14 protein-coding genes are annotated in these 18728 nt (G+C 64.5%); 3 read left to right on the top strand and 11 right to left on the bottom strand.

Annotation, left to right across the window (positions count from 1 at the left end; genetic code table 11):
• Positions 1 to 478 precede the first annotated feature (478 nt).
• Positions 479 to 2458 carry a M23 family metallopeptidase gene (locus CK222_RS08005; protein ID WP_095799988.1) on the top strand — a complete coding sequence of 660 codons (1980 nt, stop codon included), beginning with the start codon at positions 479 to 481 and terminating at the stop codon, positions 2456 to 2458.
• On the opposite strand, the gene CK222_RS08000 is transcribed toward CK222_RS08005, so the two are convergent.
• From CK222_RS08000 to CK222_RS07950, 11 genes are all read right to left on the bottom strand, one after another.
• Positions 2455 to 4011, bottom strand: coding sequence for an MFS transporter (locus CK222_RS08000; protein ID WP_095799938.1), 1557 nt, complete (start codon positions 4009 to 4011; stop codon positions 2455 to 2457). The two genes, CK222_RS08005 and CK222_RS08000, sit on opposite strands and share 4 nt — an antisense overlap.
• A 242-nt stretch (positions 4012 to 4253) precedes the next feature.
• On the bottom strand, positions 4254 to 5768 hold the full coding sequence (locus CK222_RS07995) for a L,D-transpeptidase family protein (RefSeq protein ID WP_095799937.1): 1515 nt from the start codon (positions 5766 to 5768) through the stop codon (positions 4254 to 4256).
• 142 nt (positions 5769 to 5910) lie between these two features.
• On the bottom strand, positions 5911 to 6270 hold the full coding sequence (locus tag CK222_RS07990; protein ID WP_066990072.1) for an MmcQ/YjbR family DNA-binding protein: 360 nt from the start codon (positions 6268 to 6270) through the stop codon (positions 5911 to 5913).
• 181 nt (positions 6271 to 6451) lie between these two features.
• The gene (gene clpB, locus CK222_RS07985; protein ID WP_095799936.1) at positions 6452 to 9058 is read right to left on the bottom strand and encodes an ATP-dependent chaperone ClpB; all 2607 of its coding nucleotides are present in this window, start codon (positions 9056 to 9058) and stop codon (positions 6452 to 6454) included.
• Between the two features lie 255 nt (positions 9059 to 9313).
• Positions 9314 to 9835: an SRPBCC family protein gene (locus CK222_RS07980; RefSeq protein WP_245307350.1), complete on the bottom strand. Its 522-nt coding sequence runs from the start codon at positions 9833 to 9835 to the stop codon at positions 9314 to 9316.
• The gene (locus CK222_RS07975) at positions 9813 to 10178 is read right to left on the bottom strand and encodes a metalloregulator ArsR/SmtB family transcription factor (RefSeq protein WP_067319638.1); all 366 of its coding nucleotides are present in this window, start codon (positions 10176 to 10178) and stop codon (positions 9813 to 9815) included. The genes CK222_RS07980 and CK222_RS07975 overlap by 23 nt, the downstream gene beginning before the upstream one ends.
• 153 nt (positions 10179 to 10331) lie before the next feature.
• Positions 10332 to 11297 carry a DUF4167 domain-containing protein gene (locus tag CK222_RS07970; protein WP_082953662.1) on the bottom strand — a complete coding sequence of 322 codons (966 nt, stop codon included), beginning with the start codon at positions 11295 to 11297 and terminating at the stop codon, positions 10332 to 10334.
• 337 nt (positions 11298 to 11634) lie between these two features.
• Positions 11635 to 12504 (bottom strand): peptide chain release factor N(5)-glutamine methyltransferase, encoded by an 870-nt coding sequence (gene prmC, locus CK222_RS07965; RefSeq protein WP_095799935.1) that lies wholly within the window; start codon positions 12502 to 12504, stop codon positions 11635 to 11637.
• Positions 12497 to 13576: a peptide chain release factor 1 gene (prfA, locus tag CK222_RS07960; protein ID WP_095799934.1), complete on the bottom strand. Its 1080-nt coding sequence runs from the start codon at positions 13574 to 13576 to the stop codon at positions 12497 to 12499. Before prfA ends, prmC begins: the two co-directional genes overlap by 8 nt.
• A gap of 139 nt (positions 13577 to 13715) precedes the next feature.
• Positions 13716 to 15986, bottom strand: coding sequence for a phosphoenolpyruvate--protein phosphotransferase (gene ptsP, locus CK222_RS07955; RefSeq protein ID WP_095799933.1), 2271 nt, complete (start codon positions 15984 to 15986; stop codon positions 13716 to 13718).
• Between the two features lie 83 nt (positions 15987 to 16069).
• Positions 16070 to 17323, bottom strand: a complete 1254-nt coding sequence (locus tag CK222_RS07950; protein ID WP_066990093.1) for an aspartate kinase — start codon at positions 17321 to 17323, stop codon at positions 16070 to 16072.
• 218 nt (positions 17324 to 17541) lie between these two features.
• On the opposite strand from CK222_RS07950, the gene CK222_RS07945 reads away from it, so the two are divergent.
• Together CK222_RS07945 and ubiG are read left to right on the top strand one after the other, a co-directional pair.
• Positions 17542 to 17838: a hypothetical protein gene (locus CK222_RS07945; protein ID WP_127325526.1), complete on the top strand. Its 297-nt coding sequence runs from the start codon at positions 17542 to 17544 to the stop codon at positions 17836 to 17838.
• A 127-nt stretch (positions 17839 to 17965) separates the two neighbouring features.
• Positions 17966 to 18715, top strand: coding sequence for a bifunctional 2-polyprenyl-6-hydroxyphenol methylase/3-demethylubiquinol 3-O-methyltransferase UbiG (gene ubiG / locus CK222_RS07940; RefSeq protein WP_095799987.1), 750 nt, complete (start codon positions 17966 to 17968; stop codon positions 18713 to 18715).
• Positions 18716 to 18728 lie beyond the last annotated feature (13 nt).

Raw genomic sequence — 18728 nt, 5'->3', positions numbered from 1 at the left:
CGCTTCGGGGCCCTTCGAGTGTCGCTCACGCGGCTCTCTTGAATTTCACAGAGGGCAGATTCAGAAGCGAACTTCTCAGCCGCCAGCGGCGCGCCGCCCTCGTTGGTGAGGCGTATATAGTCGGGGGTTACTCGAACCGTCAACACCGATTTCGAACTTTTTTGAATTTTTTGCGACAAATTTTTCGACGGCTATGTTTCGCCAGCCAACCGCCCCTGCGGCACGTCCGCAGCCGACCGCACCAAGCCCTATTGCCGCCGCATTGCGGTCGGACACCGGACATACAAGCAAGGCGCCCGCGTACGCGTGAGAGCCTCGACCGCAGACGACAAGAGCCGCGCTTCTAAGAGACGTGTGATTGGGGATATCGGCCCCGGCTTGCCGCTTCGTTTGACTTCACTGGCTGCGACAGGCAAATGTCATGGCCGCAACGAACAACGACAAGCCGTTTCGCCCGGGGAAGAAGCAGCCTTTCTGGATGCCAGACACGGAAGATGTCATAGCCGAACTCGGCAACGAGCCGCCGCTGATCGCCGACGGCCGCAGCGGTCCGCCTGACCGCCGCGAGGTTTCGGCACGTTGGCTTTCGGGCACGTTCCTGACCGGGGTGACCTCGAGCGTGCTGATGGGCGTGGCCTTGTTCGCGGCCCTTGATGGTCGCCAGCAGTTGGCGACACCGCCTGAAATCGCCGAGCTCATCAACCTCGCCAGCGGCGGCGACGATTCCGGCGAGCAGGCCAAGACGACCAGGCTGGTCGCGCTGCGCCAGATCGCCAGGGCCAAGGACCGCCGGCGCATGGAAGTGTCGATGGTCACCAAGGTCGGTGACCGCGACGTCATCCACACCATGCCGTTCGTGCAGATCAAGATGGCGCTCGCGGCCGGCCACACCACCAGCCGTCCTTACCCGCCATTCGACCCGATGCAGGTCTTCGGCGACGACGGCGACGACAACGCTCAGCCGGCTTCCGCCACGGCGGTCGCCGGCCAGATCTATGGCGCCAAGGTCGAAAGCGAGATGAGCCTGAAGACGGTCGACTTCCCGATCGAGACGGCATCTTTTGACGAAAAGAGCGACCTCTCCGCCGACGAGGTGGAAAAGGTAGTGCGCGCAGCCGGCAACGGCCTGAGCGACGGCGCCGTCCAGGTTGCGGCGCTTCATTATGTCGACCCGCAGCGCTTCGGCGACGCCTTCGCCGAGAGCATGGCGGGTTCCTACGACGTCAAGATCACGCCGGAGAACGTCTCGGTGGCGCCGCGCGCCACGCCGGACGACCAGACGCCGGCCTTCGCCGAGGAAATCATCCCTTTCACCGAGGACACCGATATCACCGAGGCCTTCGCTGATTCGGGCTACACCGGCGATGACGCCACCGGCATGTCGGAAGCGATCGGCAAGCTCTTGAACGCGACGGCGCTCAAGGCCGGAACGGTGCTGCGCGTCGGCCTGGAGGTGCGCGGCGACGTCGCCAAGGTAGTCCGCACCAGCGTTTACGACCGCACCACGCATATCGTGACCATCGCGCTCGACGATCGCGGACAGTTCGTGCCGGCGCAGGAGCCGGAGCCCAATCCCGAATTGCTGACGGCGTTCGATGATTCGCAGCCGGTGGTGGTGCGCGGCAACCTGCCCAACGTCTATGACGGCATCTATCGAGCCGCCTTTTCCTATGGCATGTCGAAATCGATGACCCAGAAGCTGATCAAGCTTCTTGCCTCGGACGTCGACTTCCAGTCGCGGCTTTCGCCGTCGGACCGTCTCGAGGTCCTGTTTTCGCAGCCCGACGGCGACGACCAGACCTCCGACAGTTCTGAGCTTCTCTACGTCTCAGCCACCTTCGGCGGCCAGACGCGCAATTTCTACCGCTTCCAGATGCAGGACGGCGGCACCGACTATTTCGACGAGAACGGGTCGAGCGCCGAGCAATTCCTGCTGCGCAATCCGCTGCCCGCCGGCAAGTTCCGCTCCGGTTTCGGCGCGCGCCGGCACCCGATTCTGGGATATGTGCGCATGCACACCGGCGTCGATTGGGCCGCGCCCATCGGCACGCCTATCATCGCCGCCGGCAACGGTGTTGTCGAAAAGGTCGGCTGGGCCGGCGGCTACGGCAAGCAGATCATCATCCGCCACGCCAATGGCTACGAAACTTCCTACAATCACCAGAGCGCTTTCGCCAAAGGGATCGAGCCGGGCGTGCGCGTGCGTCAGGGCCAGGTCATCGGCTATCTCGGCCAGACCGGCCTCGCCACCGGCCCGCACCTCCACTACGAGTTGATCGTCAACGGCACCAAGGTCGACCCGATGCGCGTCCGCCTGCCGGTCGGCAAGGTGCTGAAGGGCGACGATCTCGTTGCCTTCAAGCGCGAGCGCGAGCGTATCGACGACCTGCTCAAGCAGGAAGACGGAAATTCGCTGAAGGTCGCCAGCGCCAAGACCGATTCGCAGCTTCCCAACTAATCCGGCGAATCGCCCGTCTGCCGTGGCCAGGGCAGCGCCTGTCCGGGCACGGTGAGCCAGGCGAGGATCGACGATAGCAGGCAAAGCAGCGTCGTGACGGCGGCGACCGCGGCAAAGGCCGAATCGCTTGCCGCAATCCTCAACGCGTCGAGATTGGCCGCGAGCCCGGACGCCGGCAGTTCGCCGAAACCGGGCATGCCGGCAGGGCTGCCGGTCGATCGCGCATAGACGAAAGCCGCGAGCGAGCCCATCGCCGCCACCGCGATCAGGCCGCCGATGCGCGAGACGGCATTGTTGATGCCGGATGCCGCGCCCGTGTCCTTGTCCTCGACGGAGGTCATGATCGCCGTCGACAGCGGCGACACGACGAGCGCCATGCCGAGCCCCATCACCGCCATCAGCGGAAAGGTCCCGGTCCAGAAATTGTGGATCCCGGCATGGGCGAGCAGGGCCATGCCGGCAAAGGCGATGGCGACGACCAAGCTGCCGGCGGCGATCGGCAGGCGCGGGCCGATCTTGTCGGACCACTGGCCGACCGGCCCCGACAGCAGCGCGATCAATGCCGACAGCGGCAGGAAGATGAAGCCGACCTCGGCCGAACTCAGGCCCCAGCCCGCGATCAGAACCATGGGCAGGTAGAACAGGTTCGCCGACAGCGCGAAATAGAGGAAGAAGGTCGCGAGATTGGCGCCGGCGAAGGCCACGATGCGAAACAGGCCGAGATCGATCATCGGCTCGCGGTGCCAGCGCTCATAGAGAATGAAAATGAAAAGCAGGACGACGCCGGCGACGACCGCCGGCCCGGCCATTATCCCGCCGCCCTCGGCGTTCATCGCCGTCAGCCCATAGGCCAGCGCCCCGAAGGCGAGCGTGGCGAGCGCGGCGCCCCCGAGGTCGAGGCTGCGCTTTTCGGTCGGCTGGTCCGCCGGTATCTTGGCGAGCAGCAGATAGATCGAAACCAGCCCGAGCGGCAGGTTGACGGCAAAGATCGCGCGCCAGACGCCGTTGCCGAAAGTCGACAGCACGAACCCGCCGAGCACCGGCCCGAGCGCCGTCGTCAGCGCCGAGGCCGCGGCCCAGATGCCGATCGCCCGGCCACGCTCCTTTTTCGGATAGGCCTTGGCGATGATGGCGAGGCTGCCCGGCACCATGACGGCGGCGCCGACGCCTTGGATGGCGCGGAACGCGATCAGCATTGCCGGATTGGGCGCCAGCGCGCAGGCGAGCGACCCTGCGATGAAGAGCGCGATGCCGGTCACGAATGCGCGCCTGAGGCCGAATCGGTCGCCGGCGGCGCCACCGGCCAGAATCAGCGCCGAAAGCGTCAGCGCATAGGCGTTGGAGATCCATTGCGCTTGCGCCAGGCTGGCGCCGAGATCGACGCGCAAGGCCGGCATGGCGATCGCCAGGATCGAACCGTCGATGAAGCCGAGCGCCGAGGCCAGGATTGCCGCGACCAGCACGAACTTGCGCTGCGTCTGCGGGCAAAAGGTGCCGTTCGCGCGCGTCGCGGTCGAAAGCGAATCGGCTGTGGCTTCACTCGAGGAAGGCATGAAAACCTGCTTAGCTCTCCGGCCTATCGGTAACAACGAGCCAGAAGATTGCAGTTCTGAAACCAGTTTGGTCTGACGGCATGGCCAGGAAGGTAGCCATCGTAAATGCAAACGAGCCGTCGCGTGGTAGGTTCCGGCCCGTCATTCCAGAAGGGGAAGAGCCAGCCTATGCCTCATCACCCGCTGCTCAGCGCGGGTTCATCCTGGCGATGCAGCGGATCTATGCAACCGCCCTGCGCGGCTCATTGCTGCGCAAAATCATCGACTGAAGACCCGCCGACGAACTCGACCGTCACGCCCGGCGACACCAGCTTGGCGAGCTCTCGCGCATCCCAGTTGGTCAGGCGCACGCAACCGTGGCTTTCGGTCTTGCCGATCTTGGAAGGATCGGGCGTGCCGTGGATGCCGTAGGTCGGCTTGTCCAGCGCGATCCAGACCGAGCCGACCGGACCGTTCGGCCCCGGCGGGATGGTCAGGATCTTGTCGTTCTGGCCCTGCTTGAAATTGATGCTGGGATTATAGGTGTAATTGGGATCGAGCGCGATGCGCGACACGGTGTGGATGCCGGTGGGCGACGGTGTGTCGGCCGAACCGATGGTGGCCGGATAGGCCGCGACCAGCTTGCCGCCCGCGTCATAAGCGAAAACTTCCTTCTTGTCCTTGTCGGCGACGATGCGGGCAACCGGCGTCGACACCAACTGGCCGAAATTGGCGACCTTGATGATGGTCCCGGGACGGTTGAAGTCGAGGCCTTTGTTGATCGACTTCAGATAGCCTTCGTCCATGTGGAAGCGCTCGGCGAGCGCCTCGGTGACCGAGGTGTAACCCATGCGGTCGAGCTTGGCCTTCTGGCTGTAGTCTTCCGGGATCGAGGCGACATAGGGTCCGGCCACGTCCTCGGGCGTGATCGTGTAGGAGGCGAAGGCGTCGCCCCCCGACTGGGCGAGCGCCGCCTTGATGGCGGCCGAGTCGGTCGATTTCAGATTGCTGCCGGTGATCTGGTTGTAGGCGGCCAGGGCCTTGTCGACATTCGAGCCGAAGCGGCCGTCGATAACTCCCGGCGAGGCGCCGGCGCGATCGAGCAGCACTTGGAGTTCGGCCACGTCCTGGCGCACGCCGAGCGAAAGCGACGGATCGACGGTCGCCTTGCCGCTCGTGTCCGGCGGCAGCGCGGCCTGGGTCTCGGGATTGACTTGCAGCACGTCCCCCTGCCCAGGGTGCGGTTCGATCGATGCTTCGTTCAGCGGCTCGCGCTTGATGGTGTCCGACCTTGGCGCCTCCGGATAGGTTGTGGCATACCCTTCGTCGCTCGGCGCCGGCGGATAGGCCTCGACGGAATTGCCGCTGTTGGAATCGTAGTCGTCGACCGGCGGCGGGATATACCGGCCGTTCTCGTCCAGTTGCCTGCGGCGGAAGCGGGCCATGTCGTCGGGATCGTCGAGATAATAACGGTCGTCGTCCTCGACGGGCGCACGCCCGAGCTCCTGCATCCGCAGCTGACGGCGCAGCGCCCGGCGATCGAGCCTGGTCTGCGGCGGCTGGATGGCGATAACCTTTCCGGTATCGGCATCGACAAGCACCCGGTTGCCCCTGGCATCGTAGTAGATGTCGATATTGCCGTCCTGGGCGAGCAGGAGCGCGCCGTGCTGAGCGTGCCGAACCGTCTTCTGCGCGCCTTCCAGACTGGGCGCTGCGAGCGCGCCGGAAGCCGCCAGCCCGGCCGCGAGTGCCGAAAGGGAAAAGATCGTGCGCAGCATGGGGGGTCAGGCTCTCCGGTCGGCTCGGTCTTGCTGGGCGAACCCTTCGCCAGCAAACCAGTTACCAAAACTAAGGTTCCAATATGAACCGGGCATGAAGATGGCGGATTTCCGGCGTTTCACCATGGTCCCCAACCTAATGTCAGTGCAGCCCCAATTCGCTGCGCGCCAGTTTCGTCAGCTTCAGCACGACCAGGCGGTGGCTTTCGCGCAGGTAGTCCTTCAGCGCGGCATCATCCACGCTTTGGCTTGTCTGGCGCTGGATCCATTTCATGCCGCGCGACGCGAGATAGGGCGCGGGCCGGCAGCCCGGCTGTTCCTTCAGCACGTCAAACGCCATGTCGGAGCATTTGAAGGTAACGAAGACCTCGCCTTCCCGGTCATGGCCGCCGATCGCGAACACCTTGCCGCCGACCTTCCAGACGTGAGCCCCGCCCCACTGCACGACGTGGGTCGTGGCGGGCAATGTGGCGCAGAAGCCGTTATAGTCCTCGAGCTTCATTGGAATCGGCCCTCCGGGACCCGCGATCAAGCTCGGTTTTGCCGCAGGGCCCTGTCGAAAAGCAAGAGCGCGCCGCCCTGCCGGATGCGACGCGCTCCTCGTATCCTTGTTTGCGCAATTCGGACGGAAAACCGCCAAGCGCTTTTCCTGGAATGGCTCCGGTCACATGCCCCGGCTCGACTCAGGCGGCGGCTTCAGCCGCCATCACCGTCGGCTTCGAACGGAAGTTCAGGCGATCGGAACCGGCGGTGACCTTGACGGTCGAGCCGTCGAGGATTTCGCCGAGCAGGATCTTCTCCGCCAGCGGATCCTGCAGTTCCTTCTGCATCACCCGCTTCAGCGGCCTGGCGCCATAGGCCGGATCGTAGCCCTTGCCGGCCAGCCACTCGATCGCATCGTGATCGAGCGACAGCGTGATCTTGCGATCGACAAGCAGGTTCTCCAGCCGCTTGAGCTGAATCTCGACGATGCGATCCATATCCTCGCGTCGCAGCCGGTGGAACAGGATCACCTCGTCGACGCGGTTGAGGAATTCCGGACGGAACGAGGCTCTCACCACGCCCATCACCTCGTCGCGCACGGCATCGACGTCCTGGTCGTCGCGGAGATTGACCAGATATTCGGCGCCGAGATTCGACGTCATGACGATCAGCGTGTTGCGGAAGTCGACCGTGCGGCCCTGACCATCGGTCAACCGGCCGTCGTCGAGCACCTGGAGCAGCACGTTGAACACGTCCGGATGCGCCTTCTCGATCTCGTCGAACAGCACGACCTGGTAGGGCCGGCGCCGCACCGCTTCGGTGAGCGCGCCGCCCTCCTCATAGCCGACATAGCCGGGAGGCGCGCCGATCAGCCGGGCCACCGAGTGCTTCTCCATGAACTCCGACATGTCGATGCGCACCATGGCGCTCTCGTCGTCAAACAGGAAGGCGGCGAGCGCCTTGGTGAGCTCCGTCTTGCCGACGCCGGTCGGACCCAGGAACATGAACGAGCCGATCGGCCGGTTCGGATCCTGCAGACCCGCACGGGCGCGCCGCACGGCCTTGGAGACCGCCTGCACTGCCTCGCCCTGGCCGACGACGCGCTTGCCGATCTCGTCCTCCATACGCAACAGCTTCTCGCGCTGTCCCTCAAGCATCTTGTCGACCGGAATGCCGGTCCAGCGTGACACGACATGGGCGACGTGGTCAGGCGTGACCACCTCTTCCACCATGCCGGCCTTACCGTCCTGGGCTTCGGCTTCCTTGAGCTTCTTCTCCAGCTCCGGGATCTTGCCGTAGGCAAGCTCGCCGGCGCGCTGGAACTCGCCCTTGCGCTGGGCAATCGCCAGCTCGTTGCGCATCTCGTCGAGCTGCTTCTTCAGGTCGGCGGCAAGGCCGAGCTTGTGCTTTTCGGCCTGCCACTTGGCGGTCAGCTCGGTCGACTGCTCCTCGAGGTCGGCCAGATCCTTCTCCAGCTTGGTCAGCCGGTCCTTAGAGGCGTCATCCTTCTCGACCTTCAGCGCCTCGCGTTCGATCTTGAGCTGCATGATGCGGCGGTCGATCTCATCCAGCGCCTCGGGCTTGGAATCGACCTGCATCCTCAACCGCGATGCGGCTTCGTCCACCAGGTCGATCGCCTTGTCCGGCAGGAAACGGTCGGCGATGTAGCGGTTGGAAAGCGTCGCGGCCGAAACCAGCGCCGAATCGGAGATGCGCACCTTGTGGTGCTGCTCGTATTTCTCCTTCAGGCCGCGCAGGATCGAGACAGTGTCCTCGACCGTCGGCTCGTCGACGAAGACCGGCTGGAAGCGGCGGGCGAGCGCCGCGTCCTTCTCGACGTGCTTGCGATATTCGTCGAGCGTGGTCGCGCCGACGCAGTGCAGCTCGCCGCGCGCCAGCGCAGGCTTCAAAAGGTTCGAGGCGTCCATCGCGCCATCGGCCTTGCCGGCACCGACCAGTGTGTGCATCTCGTCGATGAACAGAATGATGCCGCCTGCGGCGGAAGTGACTTCCGACAGCACGGCCTTCAGCCGCTCCTCGAACTCGCCGCGATACTTGGCGCCGGCAATCAGCGCGCCCATGTCGAGCGCCATCAGCCGCTTGTCCTTCAGCGATTCCGGCACGTCGCCATTGACGATGCGCAGCGCCAGGCCTTCGGCGATCGCCGTCTTGCCGACGCCGGGCTCGCCGATCAGCACGGGATTGTTCTTGGTGCGGCGCGACAGCACCTGGATGGTGCGGCGGATCTCGTCGTCGCGGCCGATGACCGGGTCGAGCTTGCCCGCCCGCGCATCCGCGGTCAGGTCGCGGGCGTATTTCTTCAGCGCGTCGTAGCCCTGCTCGGCACTGGCCGAATCGGCGGTGCGGCCCTTGCGGACATCGTTGATAACCTGGTTCAGCGCCTGCGCGGTGACACCGGCCTTGGCCAGGATGTCGGCGGTCTTCGCCGACTTCTCCATGGCGAGCGCCTGCAGCAGCCGCTCCACGGTAACGAAGCTGTCGCCGGCCTTCTTGGCCAGTTCCTCTGCGGTCGAAAACACCTTGGCAAGCGGCTGGGCGAGATAGAGCTGGCCGTTGCCGCCTTCGACCTTGGGCATAGCCTTCAACGCCGCCTCGACGCCGAGCTTCACGTCGCGAATGCTGCCGCCGGCGCGCTCGATCAGAGACGCGGCAAGGCCCTCGTCATCATCGACGAGCACCTTGAGCATATGTTCGGGAGTGAATTGCTGGTGGTTGCGCGAGAGCGCCATGGTCTGCGCGGACTGGATGAAACCGCGCACGCGCTCGGAATATTTCTCCGTATTCATGTATGTCTCCTTCCATCACCGGCCCGCTTTGCGGCACCGGATCAGATTGCGGTGACGGACCCGCTCATTCGAGCCGAGTCCTGTTCAGCCGAGATATGGTGTATCAGCTCAGGTCTCTCAAGACGCCCTGATCTCGGTCAGCGCAGAATATTCTAGGGCCTGGTCGCCCGAAGCGCGCAGCGGTTTTGGGCGAATATTAGTCATTAAAACAAGGGCTTAAATGCTGCGGCTGCGTGACGCGCGACATCGACGGCTTCATGATCGTCCACCGCTCGCGCCCAGGGTGACGAGAAGCTCGTCCAGTTGCCCGAACGTCTCGCCCATCGCCTCCGCCGCACCGGTGCCGGCAGCGTCGAGAGCCTCCTTCGAGGGATAGAGCTCGTGCAGGACCAGCAGCGTCTTGCCACCTTTTTCCTCGAAGGTCACCGTCGTGACGGGTCCACCCTCACCGCCTTCCTCATTGGTCCAGACGAGGCGCGACTGCGGTGTCACTTCGATGTACCTGCCGAAGAACTCGTCAAGGTTTGAGCCATCGTGGCCGAACGCCAAACGGTACCTGCCCCCGACACGGACATCCATCTCGCAGGAACGCAGCACCATTCCCATCGACTTCGGCGCCCACCACTGCTTGAACAGCTCAGGCTTGGTCCACGCCTCGAACACGATGCGCGCCGGAGCGTTGAAGGTTCGCGTGACGACGAGCTCGCGGTCCGACGTCCGTTCCACAGTCGTGCGGTTCTGCATCGGTGTGGCCTCACTCGCTTTGCTTGCGTCCATCGACCTTCTCCTTTCGTTTCAGTTCCTCGACCACCTTGTCCAACCCGTCGAAGCGTGCGTCCCAGAGCTGGCTGTACCTCTCGATCCATGCCGCCTCTTGCTCCAGCCCGCGCAGGCCGAGCTTGCAGGTCCGCACACGCCCGACCTTTTCCGTGCTGACGAGCCCCGCTTGCTCCAAGACACCGACGTGCTTCTTCATGCCCGTAAGGGTCATGTGGAACTGCTCGGCCAGTTCCGTGATCGAAGCGTCCGCACGGCCGAGCTGCTCCAGCACGCCGCGTCGGGTCGCATCCGAGAGCGCGGCGAATGAAGCATCGAGGCGGGTCTTGATATACTGAACCATATGGTTCAGTATTAGCGCACAAATTACCGCCATGCAAGGAAACGAAAGCGCGTCGCGCTGAAACGGATTCAGGCGACGTGCTTTAGGCACGCACAACGAGAAACGGCGGAGAAACCTCTCCGCCGTTCGAATTGCCTGGAAATAGACCTGCGATCAGCTATCTGCGTCGGCGACTGCCGGCTCGCCGGCGCCGCCTGCCGGCTCACCGGCGCCGTTCTCGCTCGGCGCTGCATTTGCCTCTTTGGCGGCAGTCGCGCTGCCGCTGTCCGCGACGTTGCCGCCATCGGCGGCGCTGTCCGCCCGGCCGGCATTGCTTTCATCGCCATTGCCCTGCTCGGCGCTATGGCCCTGCTCGGCATTGCCGCGACCGCGACGTGGACGTCTCTGCCGACGCCCACCGCCATTGTCCGTGCCGGCTTCGTTGCGCTCGGCCTGGGCAGCAAGGCCCGCAGGCGAGAAGCTGTCGAACAGCGGAGCCTGCTCGGCCGCAACGCCGTCTTCGGCGGAGCCCTCCGGCTTGGCCTGCGCCTCATTGCGGCGGCTCTGATCGATCTGCTGGCCGCCATGTTCGCTGCGCTCTCGCTGACCATTGTCGCCGCGCTGACCATTCTGACCGTACTGGCCATAGCCGCCATTGCGGCGGTCGCGGTGCCTGTCACGACCATTATTGTCGCGCCGGTTGTTGTCGCGGCCGTTTTCCTGGTTGTAGGCGAGTTCCGCCGGCGTGCCTTCGATCACCGGCTGCGGCCCGGAACCGTTCGCGGCGGCCTGCGACTCGCCGGCATTTGCGTTGCCGACCGTGTCGAACTCGTCGCGATCCTCATCGACGTCGTCATCGAAGTCGTCGCGGTTCTGCTGGGCGTTCTGGATGGGCATCTGCGCCTGCGCGGCCGCGATGATGCGATTGTAGTGCTCGGCGTGCTGGAGATAGTTCTCCGCCATCACCCGGTCGCCGGAGCTTTGCGCGTCACGGGCGAGTGCGGCATATTTTTCGGCGATCTGCTGAGCCGATCCGCGGATCTTCACGTCCGGACCGTTGCTCTCATAGTTGCGCGTCAGGGGATTGGGCCCCTTGCGGTTGTTGTTGCCACCGCCGCCATTGTTGTTGCGACCGCGCATGCGCCTGTTCTGCTGTTGTGGCCTCATTCGACTCTCTTCATGTGAATTTTCTAAAACTCGTCGCGAACGGTGGCGCTCATGCAGCCGACCGTTTCGTTTTTTCACCGGCGTTCGCCCGCATCGATTGCGTTGGCGCCACGTGCCATCCTGTTCCGGTTACATCACTTGCCGGACGATTCCCGCACGAAGCATGGGCGTCGTTTGCGCAAGGAGGCAGCTATTTCCAAGGAAAACCGAATCGCTAAGAGCACTGCCTGCTTCGTCTCATCCGGTTAAGCCGGAACCTAGCTGCATTCCCTAATATTGCCAAGCGTTTTTTCGCACTGCATCAGAGCTTTCAACGCTCAAACACCAGAACCCTGTCGTTTCCGCCAAGATCGCGTCGCGCCTCCGACAGCCTGTAGCCGGCTGCCGCGAAGATCGCGGTCACCTCGCTTTGCTGCGTATGGCCAATCTCGACCGCTACCTTGCCCTGCGCTTCCAGAAATCCTTCCGCCTCTCCGGCGATGATCCTATAGGGGATCAGCCCGTCCACACCGCCATCGAGGGCCTGGCGTGGATCGAAATCGCGGACCTCGTCCTGCAGATTTCCAATGTCTCGACTGGGTATATAGGGTGGATTCGCGGCAATTAAATGGTATCGGCCCGAAACTTTTTCGAACCAGTTGGAATGCAAGGCCTTGAAGCGCCCGCCGAGCCCCAGATCCGCGGCGTTTCGCGTGGCGGTCGCCAGCGCGCCGGGCGAAATATCAACGCCGGTCGCGGTCGCCGCCGGAATCGCGCTGAGCAGCGCCAGCGCGATTGCGCCGGTTCCGGTGCCGAGATCGAGAAGACGGCACTGGCCAAGCCTTTCGGCCGTCGACTTGGCGAAGGGCAGGATCGCGTCGACCAGCGTCTCGGTATCGGGGCGCGGCTCCAGCGTGTCCGGCGACAGCGACAGCCGCAGCCCATAGAACTCGCGATAGCCGAGAATGCGATGCACCGGCTCACCTGCGACGCGACGCCTCAGGGCCGCCTCGATTGCCACAAGAGCCGCAGAATCCACCGTTCGGCCCGGCTCCGCGATAGCCTGGGTGCGCGTGGTTTCGGAAAAATGCTCGACGATCAGCCTGGAATCGAGCGCCGGATCGGCAATGCCGGCGGCAACGAGCCGCTCCCTCGCCGCGCGCAGCAGCGGTCGAAGTGCCGCGGGCAAAGGATCAGCCATCAATGCCCATGTCGGCGAGCAGCTTCGACTGATGGTCGGCGACCAGCGCGTCGATCACCTCGTCGAGCTCGCCCATCATCACCCGGTCGAGCTTGTAAAGGGTGAGGTTGATGCGGTGGTCGGTGACGCGTCCCTGCGGGAAATTATAAGTGCGGATGCGCTCCGAGCGGTCGCCCGAGCCGACCTGCGATTTTCGCGACGACGAGCGCTCCTCGTCCGCGCGGCTGCGTTCCAGGTCATAGAGCCGCGCCCGTAAAATCTGCATGGCCCGCGCCCGGTTCTGGTGCTGCGACTTTTCCGCCTGCACCACCATGATGCCCGTCGGCAGATGCGTGATGCGCACCGCCGAATCGGTGGTGTTGACGTGCTGCCCGCCGGAGCCGGACGCGCGCATCGTGTCGATGCGGATGTCCTCTGCCCGGATATCTATATCGACCTCCTCGGCCTCGGGCAGTACGGCGACCGTCGCCGCCGAGGTATGGATCCGCCCGCCGGCCTCGGTTTCCGGCACGCGCTGCACGCGATGCACGCCGGATTCGAATTTCAGCTGCGCGAACACGCCCTTGCCCGACACCGAGGCGATGATTTCCTTGTAGCCGCCGACTTCGCCTTCGCTTGCCGAAACGACCTCGAAACGCCAGCCGCGCGAGGCGGCGTAGCGCTCATACATGCGAAACAGATCGCCGGCGAACAGGGCCGCCTCGTCGCCGCCGGTGCCGGCGCGGATTTCGAGGATGGCGTTCCTGTCGTCGGCGGCATCCTTGGGGAGGAGCAGAATCTGGATATCCTTCTGCAGCACCTCGATGCGCGCCTTAACCTCCGGCAGGTCGGCCTCGGCCAGCGCCCGCATCTCGGCGTCGATGTTCTTGTCGGCGAGCATCGCTTCGAGGTCGGCCTGTTCCTGCTCGGCGGCGCGCAGCGCCCGGATCTTGCCCACCATCTCCTGGATATCGGCATATTCGGAAGCCATTTTGACGTAGGCATCGGCCGTCGGCCCTGCCGACATCTGCGCTTCGAGCATGTCGAAACGCTTGACGACTTGGTCCATGCGGTCGCGGGGCAGGTTGATCATGGGCTTGGGACTTCGGTGGACTTCACGTCAGGACGAGTCGAAACTGGCGAATTTCGAGAACCGGAGCGGAATGTACATTTAGGTACATGAGCACCGGAAGCGCAGAAAATCGACATTTGCAGACCGCCCTCACGTGAATCTAGAGCGGAATGGAGCGGTCGTCGGCAAAGGCTTGCAGCAGCGCCCGCATTGGCGTTCCTTGGGCGGGGGCCATCAGATTGTCGCTGAAGAAGGCTTCCAGCTCCTGCAGCGGCAGTTCGGTCAGCATCGCCTTGACCGGGCCGATCGAGGCTGGCGACATCGAGATCGAGCGGAAGCCGACGCCGATCAGCGCCATCGCCGAGATCGGCTTGCCCGCCAACTCGCCGCACAGCGTGACCGGCGTATGGTTGCGCGCGCCGGCGTCGGCGATCTGCTTCAGCACGCGCAGGAACGGCGCCGACAGCGTGTCGAAACGGTCGGCAAGCTGCGTGTTGCCGCGGTCCACCGCCATGACGAACTGGAAGAGGTCGTTGGAACCGACCGAGACGAAATCGACCGCCTTCATCAACTCGTCGAGTTGGAACAGCAGCGACGGCACCTCCAGCATCGCGCCGAGCTTGAGGCTCGTCGGCAAGTGATGCGCAAAACGCGACAGGTGCCGGACTTCGCGGTCGATGATCTCGCGCGCCTGCGCGATTTCCGACAGTTCCGTCACCATTGGCAGCATCAGCTTCAACTCACGCCCGCCGCAAGCCTTGAGCAGCGCGCGGATCTGTGTCCTGAGGAGGCCGGGGCGGTCGAGGGTGAGCCGGATCGCCCGCCAGCCGAGTGCCGGGTTTTCCTCTTGCACCGCGCCCTTGAAATAGGGCAGCACCTTGTCGCCGCCGATGTCGATGGTACGGAAGGTGACCGGCTTGCCACGCGCCGCCTCGAGCACATCGCGATAGAGCCGCTCCTGCGCCTCGGCGCGCGGAAAGGTCGAGGCCACCATGAACTGCAATTCGGTGCGGAACAGGCCGATGCCGGCCGCTCCCGATTCTGAAAGCTGCGGCAGGTCGACCGCAAGGCCGGCATTCATCAGGAGATCGACCGGGACGCCGTCCTTGGTCAGCGACGGCTTCTTGCGCAGCTCGCGATAGATTTCCTGCCGCCGAGCTCGGAAGCGGACCTTTTCGGCATAGGCGGCCTCGAGGTCGGACTGCGGCCGCAGGTGAATGGTGCCTTCCTCGCCGTCGACGATGATGGCATCGCCGTTTTCCGCCATGGAGACGGCGCCCTTGACCTGGCCTGCGACCGGAATGCCCATCGCGCGCGCGACAATGACGACATGGCTGGTGGCGGCGCCGTCCTCCAGCACCAGGCCGCGCAGCTTGTCCCTCGGATAGTCGAGCAGTTCGGCCGCACCCATCGAGCGGGCGACGATGATGGCATCCTTTGGCAGCGAGGCCGCGACATCCTCCGGACCGCGCCCCATCAGCTGGCGCAAGAGCCGGTTGGCGAGATCGTCGAAGTCGCTCATGCGCTCGCGCAGATAGGGGTCCGTCATGTGCAGCATGCGTGCGCGCATGTCGCTCTGCACCTTCTCGACGGCCGCTTCCGCAGTCAGGCCGTTGCGGATCGCCTCTTCCAGCCGGCGCACCCAGCCGCGGTCGTTGGCGAACATGCGATACGCCTCGAGCACCTCTCGATGCTCACCCTCGAAAGCGACGTCCCGGCGCTCGAGCATGTCGTCGATCGACAGCCTCAGCGAGCCGAGCGAGCGGTCGAGGCGACGCACCTCCTCCTCGCTGTCCTCGTTGAACAGATTGGTGACGACGATGCGCGGCTCGTGCAGCACGACATGGCCAAGCCCGACGCCTTCGTTGAAGGCAAGACCGGTGAAGCTTGCCGGACGGCGCAGGTCAAGTTCGAGCCCCGGCCGGGTGAGGCGGGCAAGATCGCCGGTGGCGACCATCTCGGCGATCACCATCGCCGTCGTTTCCAGCGCCTCGACCTCGTCGTCGCGATAGTGGCGCATGGTCTTGTTCTGCACCACCAGGACGCCCAGCGTGCGCCCTGCCCGCAGCACCGGCACGCCGAGGAAGGAATTGTAGATCTCTTCGCCCGTCTCCGGCAGGTAGGCGAAGGCCGGATGCTCGTGCGCGTTGGAGAGATTGAGCGGCCGCGCGCTGGCGGCGATGGTGCCGACCAGGCCTTGCCCGAGCCTCAACTGCGCCAAATGGACGGCGGTGGGGTTCAGACCTTCGGTGGCGTAGAGCTCCAGCACCGAATCGGCGCGCAGCACATAGAGCGAGCATACCTCGGCGACCATGTTGGAGGCGATGTCGCGCACGATACGGTCGAGCCGCTCCTGCGGCTCCAGCGGCTCCTGCATGAGCTCGCGGAGCCGTCTCAGCAGAACGCGCGGGCCACCGGCCATGTCACGCATCGCGGCTTCTTCTCCAATGGGCACGTTGCCCGCCGTAGCTTCCGCCACGGCCGGCGCTCACGCAATAACGGACTCAGTTCTTGCTATTGCTTATCGAGCCCGTAGACGGAATGCAAAGTACGAACTGCAAGTTCCGTATAGGGACCGTCGATGAGTATCGAGATTTTGATCTCGGAGGTGGTGATCGCCCGGATATTGATCGCTTTATCGGCCAGCGCCTTGAAGGCGGTGGCCGCGACGCCGGCATGGCTTCGCATGCCGATACCGATGACCGAGACCTTCGACATGCCGGCTTCCGACTGCACGACGTCGTAGCCAACATCGGCCTTCAGCCGCTCGAGCACTGCCAGCGCCTTGTCGATGTCGCCCGACGGTACCGTGAAGGTCATGTCGGTGAATTTGCCGTCCTCGGAGATGTTCTGGACGATCATATCGACATTGATGTTGGCCTCGGCCAGCGGGCCAAAGATGCCGGCGGCGACGCCTGGGCGGTCGCCGACGCGGCGCAGCGAGATCTGCGCTTCGTCCTTGGCATAGGCAATTCCGGTGACGACCTGCTGTTCCACGATCTCTTCCTCGTCGCAAATAAGCGTTCCGGGCGGATTGAGCAAATCCCCCATTCCGGGCGCGTCGGGATCGTCGAAGGACGACCGCACAAAGGTACGCACCCTGTGCACCATGGCAAGCTCCACCGACCGTACCTGCAGCACCTTGGCGCCGAGCGAGGCCATTTCGAGCATTTCCTCGAACGAAATCTTGGCCAACCGCCGGGCTTTCGGCTCGATGCGCGGATCAGTCGTGTAGACGCCGTCGACATCGGTGTAGATGTCGCAACGGTCGGCCTTGACCGCGGCCGCGATCGCAACGGCGCTGGTGTCGGAGCCGCCGCGGCCGAGGGTCGAGATGCGGTTGTCCGGGCCGATGCCCTGGAAACCGGCGATGACCGCCACCTGGCTCTCGCCGAAGCGCTTGATCAGGAACGCGCCGTCGATGTCGAGGATGCGCGCGGCGCCATGGGCGTTGTCGGTCTTGATCGGGATCTGCCAGCCCTGCCAGGAACGGGCATGGACACCCATGTTCTGCAGGGTTATCGCCAACAGGCCGGCCGTGACCTGCTCACCGGAGGCGACAACGGCGTCATATTCGCGCGCGTCGTGCATGGGCGAGGCCTCGCGCGTCCAGCCGACCAGCTCGTTGGTCTTGCCGGCCATGGCCGAAACCACCACGGCGACCTCATGGCCGGCATCGACCTCGCGTTTGACATGGCGCGCCACATTGCGGATGCGGGCGATGTCGGCGACCGAAGTTCCGCCGAATTTCATCACGATGCGCGCCATGGAAGCGAGATGCCTTTGACTGAAGCCGGCTTGGGGCCGGAAAATGGAAAATGCGCCCGGACCAGCCGAGCCGCGGAAATGCGCGGCCTCCTTAGCTAAAACAGCAAGGCTTCGCAAGCGAGGGCGCAGGAGAAGCGGCCTTGGCCCGATTTTTGAAGCCTCCTGGCGGATTCCTGTCGCGCAATGCGATAAACTTGGAAAATCGGATGGAGGAATTCATGACCGAGACGCTGGAGATCGTGACCTTCCGCCTCAAGCCGGATACTGCGGCTGGTTTTGTTGCCCAAAATGGCTTCGTCACCGACTGGCTGGTGCGCCAGCCCGGTTTTCTCAGCCGCCATCTTGGCGAGCGAGACGACGGGAGCTGGGTCGACGTCGTGCGCTGGCAGAGCCTCGAGCAGGCCCAGGCGGCGGCACAGCGCATCATGGCCGAGATCGGCGATTGCGAGGCCATGCGGGCGATCGAGCCGGCCAGCGTCGCCATGAGTCATGCCGCGGTCGCGCTGTCGGCCTAGGCTCGACTGTCCCTCGTCCCGTTGCGGCTGGTTGGCGGCAACGGAAAAAACCTGCCTTGACTTTCGCTGCCGGGGACCCGACTTCCTAGCGTTCCCCGACTTGCTGGCGTTCGAGGAGACCCGCCCCATGCCTGAGCCCCGCCGATCGACCATAGATGCCGGAGAAGTCGAACGCTTCTCCGCCCTTGCCGCCGAATGGTGGAACCCGAACGGCAAGTTCCGGCCGCTGCACAAGTTCAACCCTGTGCGCCTTGCCTATATCCGCGACCAGGTGGCGGCGCGCTTCGGCCGCGATCCGCGCGCGGCAAGGCCATTCGAGGGACTGCGCTTCCTCGACATCGGCTGCGGCGGCGGGCTCTTATGCGAACCGATGGCGCGGCTTGGCGCGGAAGTGGTCGGTGCCGACGCCTCGGCCACCAACATCGAGGTCGCTAAGCTGCACGCGGCCGAAGCCGGCGTAAATGTCGACTATCGCGCCACCACGGCCGAGGCGCTGGCCGACGCCGGCGAGACATTCGACGTTATCCTCAACATGGAGGTGGTCGAGCATGTCGCCGATGTCGATCTCTTCGTCGCCAAATGCAGTGAGATGGTCCGGCCCGGCGGCATCATGTTCGTCGCCACCATCAACCGCACGCTGAAGGCGCTTGGCCTTGCCATCATCGGCGCCGAGTATGTGCTGCGCTGGCTGCCGCGCGGCACGCATCAGTTCGGCAAGCTAGTGCGGCCGGAGGAGTTGGCAAAGGCGCTTGGCGCGGCGGGGCTGACCATCGTCGACCGGACCGGCGTGATCTATCATCCCTTGGCCGACCGCTGGCAGAAATCCAGGGACATGGACGTCAACTACATGGTGCTGGCCGAAAAAGCCTCGGCCTGAGGGCCAACGAAGC

The organism is Mesorhizobium sp. WSM3866 (genome assembly GCF_002294795.1).
Classification (GTDB): domain Bacteria; phylum Pseudomonadota; class Alphaproteobacteria; order Rhizobiales; family Rhizobiaceae; genus Mesorhizobium.
Note: the sequence above shows the minus strand (reverse complement) of the source record. Positions and strands in the feature narration are given on the sequence as shown.